Genomic DNA, 488 nt, shown 5'->3' with positions numbered 1-488 from the left:
CCGTGCTCGCGACCGAGGTCGCGCCACCCGAGCTCGTCGAACCAGCGGTCGAGGTACGCACGCTCCTCGGGCAGGAAGCCCGCCTTCTTGACGTTGCCGCGCCAGTTCTTGATGTCGACCTCGCGGTGCGCGATGTTCACGTCGCCCGCGACCACCGCGAGACGCCCGTCGGCCGCGAGCTCGGCGAGCCGCGCGGTGACGTGCTCGAGGAACGCGAACTTCTCGTCCATCGACGGCGTCCCGACCGTCCCGGAGTGCAGGTACGCCGACACGACCGTCAGCGTCCGGGCGGGCGTCCCGTCCTCCCCCGCGACCTCGAGGTCGGCCTCGACCCACCGGCCGGCGTCCCCGGTGACACCCGTGCCGAGCCCGATCCGCACGGCGCTCATGGGCAGCCGGGTCGCGATCGCGACGCCCGCCCGCCCCTTGGCGTGGCCGGCCTCGTGCGCGAGGTGCCACTCGTCGGGCGAGAGGGGGTCGGCGAGGAT

1 protein-coding gene is annotated in these 488 nt (G+C 74.0%); it reads right to left on the bottom strand.

From position 1 onward, the window contains the following. On the bottom strand, window positions 1-488 hold a 488-nt coding region (locus G3I71_RS46905; protein WP_343243302.1), incomplete at both ends, for an endonuclease/exonuclease/phosphatase family protein.

This window comes from Streptomyces sp. SID12501 (assembly GCF_010550245.1).
Lineage (GTDB): Bacteria > Actinomycetota > Actinomycetes > Streptomycetales > Streptomycetaceae > Streptomyces.
This window is presented reverse-complemented; position numbering and strand designations above follow the sequence as displayed.